The following is a 9,054-nucleotide window of genomic DNA, read 5'->3' as shown; positions in this document are numbered from 1 at the left end:
GTTGGGGGTTTTGGGTGTTGAGGATGTGAATGCGCCGCTGTCGTCGTAGCAGTGGATGCGCATCCTTGGCGGCTGCTGAGGGTGGGTGGGGAGGTTTTGGGGGGTCAGTACCTCGGGTGCCTTCGGCGTCACCCCAGATGGGGGTAAGGACCCGTCGATCAATAACTGCGGTTCTCGATCGAGAGAGGCTGCTGTCAGCCCCGCAACAAGACCGACATCAACAACCGGAGTTATTTTCCGGCAGCTCCTGAGCCGGGCGGCTTGCGGATCAGGCGCCCTGGGTGATGGTGAGGGTGAGGATCTGGGGCTTGCTCGCGGGGGCGCCGTCGGGGGCGCCGCCTTCGACTCCGGGGGTGGTGAGGGCGTCGAGGACGGACAGGCCCTCGGTCACCTTCCCGACGACCGTGTAGTTGGTGGCCAGTGCCTGCACGCCGTCCTTGTTCGGGTCCTGGTAGTTGATGAAGAACTGGCTGCCGTTGGTGTTGGGGCCCCCGTTGGCCATGGCGATGACGCCGCGGGTGTATGTGGCGCCGTCGGTGTTCTCGTTGGCGTAGGTGAAGCCCGGGCCGCCCATACCGGTGCCCTGCGGATCCCCGCACTGGAGCACGAAGATGTTCCGGGTGGTTTCGCGGTGGCAGGAGGTGTTGTCGAAGTACTTGGCGTTCGCCAGCGTGAGCAGGGCGCGGACGGTGCAGGGCGCCTTTGCCGCGTCCAGCGCGGCCTTGATCGTCCCCTTGTTCGTGGTGATGGTCATCGTGGCGGGGGAGCGGCTCACCGTGCCGGCTGCCGCGGGCAGGCTGACCGGTCTGGACGGCTCCTGTTCGTCCGAGGTGTAGATGCAGGGGCCGACCTGTGTGGTGGCGGCCGGAGCTGCCGCGGGCGATGCGGCTGCCGCGGGTGGCTCCGTCGCGGGCGATACCGCCGAAGATGACAGGGATGCGGTGTCGTCGTCGCCGGTGAGCAGCAGCGCCGCGGTGATGCCGCCGGTCAGCAGGATCAGGGCGCCCACGCAGACAACAGCGGTCACCCTGCGCTGTCGGCGCCGCGCGGCGGTCCGGCGTGCGGCCTGCCGGGCGGCCTTGCCCACGGCGAGATCGCGCTGTCGGCGCGTCCTGGACGTCACCACCTGTCGGCCTCCCTGTCCATCGTCACGAGGTGGGCGGAATCGTTCCGCCGCCGGCGAGCGTACGGTCAAGGGAAGTGTAGGTAGTCACGGTCCGCCCGCTGCCGCCGCACCGGTATCGTGCCGGGCCCGGCTGTGCGAAAGCTGTGCGTAACCTTCAGATGGCATTAACTGTCATGATCCGGATATTGCCGGATGTTGTCGGATATCGTCAGGGTTCGGAGTGCGGCTGTCCCGCTCGTGGTTGCCGCACCGCCGTGGCATCGCCGCGGGTGGGATTCGGGTGGGGCCGAGGGCTGTGACCGGGGCGGCCGTGCGTTGCCGCGGGCTGTCGCGCCCGCTCCTGACCCGGCCCGCGGTAGCGGGATATCACCGTGCGTGAGGCGCCCGATGCTGGTCTCGGTCAGGTCAGCGGGGCCGGCGCAGTCAGCGGGCCGCGGTGACGCCGTCGTGCTTTCGTGATGGCCGTACCGTGTGCTGGCGCCGGGGTGGTTCGGGCCGGCGCGGTGTGTCCGTCGTCGCTTCCGCTATCGCTGTCCGGGGGATGCCCGGCGGGGCGTCCGGCCTGTTGGTCAGGCACGCGGCGGTGGCCACCGCGAGCTGTGACTCGCGTTGCGCCGCGTCGAGCAGCTCGGCCAGGTTGATGTTGGTCGGAGTACGCAGCGCCCTGCGATGGAGGATCATCCGCCGTTCGGTGACAAGCAGCCAGTCCTCCAGGACACGGCGCCGAGGCAGCAGCGCCAACCGTGCCCGTTGCGCGATCCGAGCGCGCGGCCGGTGTGTCATGGCGATCCATTTCTTCTGTCCGCCTTGGGCCTTGCATCTTGAATATCGAATCTTGAATATCGAATTCTGTCAGAATCGTGAAAAAGGGGGGCGGACGGTCGTCGTGGCAGTCGTTTCCGTGGCTGTCCGCCGTGCTCGCCGCCCTGCTGCGCCCGCCCTTCCGCACTCGTCGTCCATGTTCGTGCCGTCGATCAGGAATCATATTATCGATCAGGGCGGGGTGGTCGGCCGTCCGGCCGGTGCGCCGGTCGGGCCCCGGGGTGCTGGCAGGCCCCGCGGCCGGATTCTGTACGTGGCCGGCCGCTCCCTTCAGGTGGCGGGGGAGCCCGTATGCGGATCCTGATTTCCGGCCGGCCTGTCCGTGTATGCGACCGGGTTGTTCACGCTGCCGGTAACCATTGGACCAGCCACCCTTTCCTGTGCGATACCTGTACCGCCGAAGGTGGCAACGGTGATCATCCAGAAATCATCATCTGTGAGGAGTGCGCGGTGTCGGATATTGTGCTGGCCCTGGTGGCCGAGCTCGTCAGCGCGGCGGTCATCGTGCTGGTCTCGTCGCTGTTCCGGCGGTGGCTCAGGCCGGGTGTCCGGACGGCCTGAGCCTGTCGCCCACCGGCTGTCCCGGATCTTTCCGCCCGAAGGGCTCGGCGGGATCCGCCTGTCCGCCCGCCGTCTCCGCGGGTCGTCGTCAATGGCTGACAGGCACCGGCGACGGCTGACAGGCATCGACGACGACCGACGGTCACCGGCTTCCGGCCGGCCATGGAGCCGGTGACCGTCGGCGGCCTGCTGTCGGGCGTGGCCGCGATCGGCGGCTGCCGTCGGCCCGTGTCCGCCGTCTTCCGGGGTGTCACGTCTCCGCGCCATGCCCTGATTTATCCTGACCTGCAGCTTTTTCCGGGGCCGCGGTGGCCGTGGCGTGGCTGTGCTGGGCGTGGCTGTGCTGGGCGATGTAGGCACCGGCCCCGATCGCCGCCGCGACCGGCCATTCGACGAGTTCGGTGACGGCGAGCACGCCCAGGCCCATGTAGAAGGCGGTCTGGGCTGGTGACGGCAGCCTGACCGGGCCCACTTTCATGCTTGTGCCCGGGGCGCGCGGGATCTCGATGCGGGCCGTGGCGAACGGCGTCCGCAGTGTGGCGGTGTGGGGCCTTCGTGCTTCGCCCTCTTCGCCCGCTCCCGCCCGCCCGCTCTCGTGGCCGGCCTCGCCGCGGGCCCGGCCGGCGCCGGTGGCCTCGTCCGTCCGGCCGGCTCGCGGCTGTTCCGTCCCCGGCCGTTCCGCCGGGGTTCCGGTTCCGTCGCCCGTGTCCGGCCTGTCCTGGTATTCCTCCGCCTGCCTGGCCTCTTCTTTTTCTTCGTCTCGTACGTGATTGTGTGTCTTGGGGGACATCGAGCCTCCCTCCGCTATGATGTCACCCTCCCCAGAGGCAAACCCCGGGTAAACAAAAGATCTCGTCCTGGATAAAATTTCGCCTCGGGTAAAAAGATCCTGGGCCCGGTTCCGGAGATTTTTCGGCGGGGCTGGGGTGGCTGCCGACGTTTCGTCCCGCTTCTGGTATTTCGTTCCTCCTGCGACGACGGTGTCTTGTCGCGATATTCGTCCGGCGACGATGTGCGCGTGTTTCTGACGGTTCTTCTCGTTCGTCCGATGGCCGAGTCCGCCCGGCGGCCTTTCCCGGCGGTTCGGCGATGGCGGACGCACTCCCCGCGACGGCGGGCGCGGGCCATCCGATGGGCCGCCCGCCGGTTAGGCGGTGCCGGCCACCGGGTACCGGCTGTCGAGTGGGGTACCCGCGGGGCCACAGCCGTGGGGGGACGCGGCGCCGGCCATGACGTGCGCTGTCAGGCCACGGTCCGCGCGTCGGCCATGGCCTGACGGCCGATCGGATGTCGTAATCGGATGTCGCATCGGGCGCCGTCCGGGTGTGGCTCGGATGGCATGGCGTCCGCTGGTCGATGCCGCCCCGTCGATGATCGACGGGATCGGGTTGAGCGCGATCGACGGGATCGGTGAGGAGGTCCGCCGATGCGGCTGCCGGATCCCCGCTCGGGTGCGCGGCGTGCCCTGGCCGGAGGACGTCTCCTGTGCGACGCGGGACTGATGCTGCTGGCCGGGCCGCTGCTGGAGCGGATGCCGCTGCTGGAGCGGATGGAGCCCTCCGCCGCGGACCAGTCCGACCACCGGCCTGACCAGGCCGGTCACACCGGTCATGTCGCTCATGTCGGTCGGGCGGGGCGGGCCGCCGGCCGGCTGGCCCGCCCCGGCGGCGACGGGGGCGCCTGTCTCAGGGTGGCCAGCCTGCGGGTGCGCGGCATCGGCGGGCTGTCGCACCCGTCGCGTCGGCGGCTGGTGGAACAGGAGCTGGAACGCCGTCCCGGAGTGCGGTGGGCCCGGGTCAACGCGCCGCTGGGACGGCTCCTGGTTGGCCTGACCGAGCCGTATCCGCGGATGGGTGAGCTGGCCGTGGCCGCCGAGCGTGCCGTTCGCGCCATCCGCGGCGAGCCGGCCGAGCAGCGGGCTGAGCAGGAGACCGCCGGGGATCAGAGCGCCGGGGATCAGAGCGCCGGGGATCGGACCGACGAGGACCAGGGCACGGTGGGCGTGGGTCAGCCGTCCAGGGCCGCCGACCCGCCGGACGCGGTGGCCGTGGTGCTGCGCGCGGCCGCCGCGCTCGCCGCGGACGGGATCGCCCTCACCGTGGCGTCAGTGGGCCGCGCCGCCCGCTGGACGCCGTTGCCGGCGGAGCTCGCCGCGCTGGTCATGGCCGTCGACACCCAGCCGCGGCTGCGCGCGGTCGTGGAGCGGACGATCGGGCCGCAGCGGGCGGACATCGTCCTGGCGGTGGCCAACGCCGCCGCGCTGGGGCTGGCCGGCAGCCACAGCGGTCTCGGTCTGGACGCCGCCCACCGGGTGCACGCCCTCGCCGCCGCCCGGGCCCGCCGGGACGCCTTCGCCGGCTCCGAGCTGCTGGGGGACCCCGACCGGGCCGGCGCCGGGCCGGTGGCCCGCAAGCGGCCCGGGCCGGTGCCGGCCGGCCCGGCGGAACGCTACGCGGACGCCGCCGGGGCGGGTCTGCTGGCGGTCTTCGGTGCCACGGCCGCGCTGACCGGCGGCCCGCGGCGGGCCACCGCCGCCGCGCTGGCCATGCTCCCGCGCCCGGCTGGTCTTGGCCGGGAGGGCTTCTGCGACCAGCTCACCGTCGTCCTGGCGCGCCGGGGAGCGCAGGTGATGAGCCCCGGGGCGCTGCGGCTGCTGGACCGGGTCGACACGGTCGTGCTCGACTCCGACGTGCTGGTCGGCACGGCGTTCACCCTCGGTGAGGTCATCCCACTGGCCGGTGCCGACGCGAGCAAGGTCGCCGTCCGGGCGTACGCGCTGTTCCAGCCGGCCGATCCGACGGCGACGGCCCAGGCGGACGGCTGGACGCTCGCACCGATCGAACGGCTGCTCGGCGACGACGGCAGGCTCGGCGACGACGGCAGGCCCGGTGACGACGGCAGGCCCGGTGACGACGGCAGGCCCGGTGACGACGGCAGGACCGGTGACGACGGCAGGACCGGTGAGAGCCGGCGTGACGAGGGCCGGCGTGACGAGGGCCGGCGTGACGAGGGCCGGCGCGGCGAGGGCCGGCGTGACGAGGGCCGGCGCGGTGAGAGCCGGCGCGGTGAGAGCCGGCGCGGCGAGGGCCGGCGTGATGAGAGCCGGCGCGGCGAGGACTCGGGCCGGGCGCAGTGGCGGCGGCTGCGGGCGGCGGGGGCGCACACGATCCTCGGCCTCGCCCGGGGCACGGCGGTGACGGCGGTGGTGACGGCCGTGCCCGAGCGGGCCGAGGGCGCCGAGGCGCTGCTGGCCTCCTGCCGGCGCAGCGGGCTGACGGTACGGGTGGCCGGCGGTGACGCCTGCCCGGGTGACGGCTTCGGGTTCCCGGTGATCCCGGGCGGGCGCCGTCTGCCGGCCGCCGTCGGTGACCTGCGGGCGGCGGGCGGCGGGGTGCTGGTCGTCTCGCACCGGCGTCCCGCGGTGGGCGGCGCCGACTGCGGGGTGGGAGTCGACGGCCCCGACGGCGCGCCGGCCTGGGGCGCCGACGTCCTCGTCGGGACGGACCTGCGAGCCGCCGCGATGTTGGTGGAGGCGGCCGCCGTGGCGGCCCGGGTGAGCCGGCACGCGGTGCGGCTCGCCCAGATCGGCTCCGGCGCCGGCGCGCTGGTCGCGCTGACCGGTGTCGGCCCACGGCTGCTCTCCCGGGCGATGCTCATGGTGCACGGGGCCGCTGCCCTCGCGTTCGGTTACGGCGTCTGGGCGGCCCGCGAGCTCGGCCGGCGCCCGTCGCCGCCGGGCATTGCGCGTACGCCCTGGCATGTGCTCTCGACGCGGCGTGTCCTTGCCGGGCTGGGCAGCTCACCGGACGGCCTGACCAGCGCGCAGGCCGCGTCGCGGCGTGCCGCCGACCCCTCGCTGGGCCCCTCGCTGGGCCCCTCGCTGGGCCCCTCGCTGGGCCTCCCGGTGGGCGAGGCCGCCCCCGGCCCGCTCGCCGCGCTCGCCCGGGAGCTGGCAAGCCCGCTGACCCCGGTCCTGCTGGGCGGGGCGGCGCTGTCGGCTGCCAGCGGCTCGGTGCTGGACGCGGGCCTGGTGGTCAGCGTGGCCGTCATGTCGGCGCTGGTGGGCGCGGTGCAGCGGCGGCGGGCCGACCGCGCGCTCGCCCAGCTGTTCGCCTGGTCCGCGCTGCGGGCCCGGGCGCGCCGGGACGGTGCCGACGTCGAGCTCACCGCGCGGGAACTGGTCCCCGGCGACGTGATCTCGATCGGGCCGGGGGATGTCGTCCCCGCCGACGCCCGGCTGCTGTCGGCGACCAGCCTGGAGGTCGACGAGTCGTCGCTGACCGGGGAGTCCCTGCCGGTGACGAAGTCGCCGCGTCCGGTCGCCGCCAGCTATGTCGCGGAGCGCACCTCGATGGTGTACGAGGGAACCACCGTGGTCGCGGGCGCCGCGACGGCCGCCGTCGTGGCGACGGGCCCGGCCACCGAGGCGGGCCGTGGCATGGCCACGGCCGCCGGCCCGGCCAAGGCTGTCGGTGTCGAGGCCCGGCTGGCCGCGATCACCGAGTTCACCGCGCCGGTGGCGCTCGGCGCGGCCGCGGTCCTGCTCGCCTCCGGGCTCGTCCGTGGCCGGCCCGCCGGCGACACGCTGAGCGCGGGTGTGGCGCTCGCCGTCGCCGCGGTGCCCGAGGGCCTGCCGTTCCTGGCCACGGCCGCGCAGCTGTCCGCGGCCCGGCGGCTGTCCGGCCGCGGCGCGCTGGTGCGCAACCCGCGGACCATCGAAACGCTCGGACGGGTGGACGTGCTGTGCTTCGACAAGACCGGCACGCTCACCAGAGGCCGGATCCGGCTCGGCATGGTGTCGGACGGCAGCCACACCGCCGCCGTCGGCGAGCTGACGAAACGGCAGCGCCGGGTGGTCGCCGCCGGCCTGCGCGCCACCCCGGCGCGGGTCGACGGGCGCAAGCTGTCCCATCCCACCGACCGGGCGGTGACCAAGGGCGCGGCAGCCGCGGACATCGACCGTGACCACGGCCTGGGCTCCTGGTCGGAGCTGGTCTCGCTGCCGTTCGAGCCGGGCCGCTCCTACCACGCGTCCCTCGGGCTCTCCCCCGGGACGCCCCGGAGGACCTCCCAGGGGACGCCTGCCGGCGGCACCGGCGGCACCGGCGGCGCCGTGCTGCTCAGCGTCAAGGGCGCGCCCGAGACGCTGCTGCCCCGCTGTACCCGCTGGCGGACCGCCCGGGGCGACGTGCCGCTGGACGGGCGTGGCCGGGCGGGCCTGGCCCGCGAGCACGTCGCGCTGGGCCGGCGGGGATACCGGGTGCTCGCCGTCGCCGAACGCGCGATGCCCGATCACAGCCGGCAGGTGTCGGACGACGACCTCGACGCTCTGACCTTCCTGGGTTTTCTCGGTCTGTCGGATCCGGTCCGCTCCGGCGCCGGGCCGTCCCTGGTCCAGCTGCACGACGCTGGCGTGCAGACCGTGATGATCACCGGTGACCACCCGGCCACCGCGCAGACGATCGCCACCGAGCTGGGGGTCCTCGACGGCGGCCGGATGATGACCGGCATGGAGATCGACGCGCTGGACGACGACGCGCTCGACGCGCTGCTGCCCGAGGTGACGGTGGTCGCCCGCGGCACCCCGGCGCACAAGGTCCGCGTGGTGGAGTCGTACCAGCGGCTGGGCAAGGTGGTCGCGATGACCGGCGACGGCGCCAACGACGCGCCCGCGATCCGGCTCGCCGACGTGGGGATCGCGCTGGGCCGACGGGGCACCCCGGCCGCCCGGGCCGCCGCCGACGTGGTGGTCGTCGACGACCGGCTGGAGACGATCCTCGACGTCCTGGTCGAGGGCCGGTCGATGTGGGCCTCGGTGCGCCAGGCGCTGGGCATCCTGGTGGGCGGCAACCTCGGCGAGATCGCCTTCACCCTGCTCGGCGCGGTCGCCACCGGTACCTCCCCGCTGTCGGCCCGGCAGCTGCTGCTGGTCAACCTGCTCACCGACCTCGCCCCCGGGCTCGCCATCGCCCTGCGCCAGCCGGATCCCGGCCGGGCCGGCGAGCTGCTCGGGGAGGGGCCGGAGAGATCGCTGGGCCGCGCGCTGCTGCGGGAGGTCGCGGTGCGCGCGGTGGCGACCACCGCGGCCGCCACCGGCGCATGGATCGTCGCCCGTCCCACCGGCCGGCGCCGGCACGCCGACACCGTCGGGCTGGTGGCGCTGGTCGGGGCGCAGCTCGGCCAGACACTGCTGGTCGGCGGGCGTTCCCGGTCGGTGCTGCTGAGCAGCCTGGGGTCGGTGGTGGCGCTGGTTATGGTCGTCCAGACGCCCGGGCTGAGCCGGTTCTTCGGCTGCACCCCGCTCGGACCCTCCGGCTGGGCCGTCGCCATCGGCGCCTCGGCCGCCGGAACCCTGCTCTCGATGACGCTGGAGCCGCTCGCGGCCCGTTTCGTCCCTCCCGAGGGCTCATCCCTCCCGACGGGCTGAATGTTCCTCCCGACAGGTTGGACGGCCCGCCCGGCGTTGAAAACCGTTGCCGGGGATGACGCGCCCCCTCTTGAGACTGCCGGCACGCGGACGGCAGACCCTGGGCTCACCGGCGGGG

The 9,054-nt window shown here is 73.8% G+C and carries 4 protein-coding genes; 1 reads left to right on the top strand and 3 read right to left on the bottom strand.

The window, feature by feature from the left end; genetic code table 11:
• Window positions 1–268: 268 nt before the first annotated feature.
• The 3 genes from AC5LSR_RS21715 to AC5LSR_RS21705 form a co-directional block, all read right to left on the bottom strand.
• Window positions 269–1,126: a peptidylprolyl isomerase gene (locus AC5LSR_RS21715; protein ID WP_250284377.1), complete on the bottom strand. Its 858-nt coding sequence runs from the start codon at window positions 1,124–1,126 to the stop codon at window positions 269–271.
• Between the two features lie 423 nt (window positions 1,127–1,549).
• Entirely contained in the window at window positions 1,550–1,909 is a 360-nt protein-coding gene (locus AC5LSR_RS21710; RefSeq protein WP_250284376.1) for a hypothetical protein, read from the bottom strand.
• Between the two features lie 850 nt (window positions 1,910–2,759).
• Window positions 2,760–3,299: a hypothetical protein gene (locus AC5LSR_RS21705; protein WP_250284374.1), complete on the bottom strand. Its 540-nt coding sequence runs from the start codon at window positions 3,297–3,299 to the stop codon at window positions 2,760–2,762.
• Between the two features lie 636 nt (window positions 3,300–3,935).
• Here AC5LSR_RS21705 and AC5LSR_RS21700 point away from each other — a divergent pair.
• Window positions 3,936–8,936 carry a cation-translocating P-type ATPase gene (locus AC5LSR_RS21700; protein ID WP_493468913.1) on the top strand — a complete coding sequence of 1,667 codons (5,001 nt, stop codon included), beginning with the start codon at window positions 3,936–3,938 and terminating at the stop codon, window positions 8,934–8,936.
• The last annotated feature ends 118 nt before the right edge of the window (window positions 8,937–9,054 follow it).

The organism is Protofrankia sp. CiP1_Cm_nod4 (assembly GCF_982290645.1).
The sequence above is the reverse complement of the archived record's forward strand: the minus strand, read 5'-3'. Positions and strand labels throughout refer to the sequence as shown.

What these genes read in the sequence shown, in the direction of transcription:
- AC5LSR_RS21710 (WP_250284376.1), bottom strand. Translation starts at nt 1,909, where the DNA reads ATGACACACCGGCCGCGCGCTCGGATCGCGCAACGGGCACGGTTGGCG.
- AC5LSR_RS21705 (WP_250284374.1), bottom strand. Translation starts at nt 3,299, where the DNA reads ATGTCCCCCAAGACACACAATCACGTACGAGACGAAGAAAAAGAAGAG.
- AC5LSR_RS21700 (WP_493468913.1), top strand. Translation starts at nt 3,936, where the DNA reads ATGCGGCTGCCGGATCCCCGCTCGGGTGCGCGGCGTGCCCTGGCCGGA.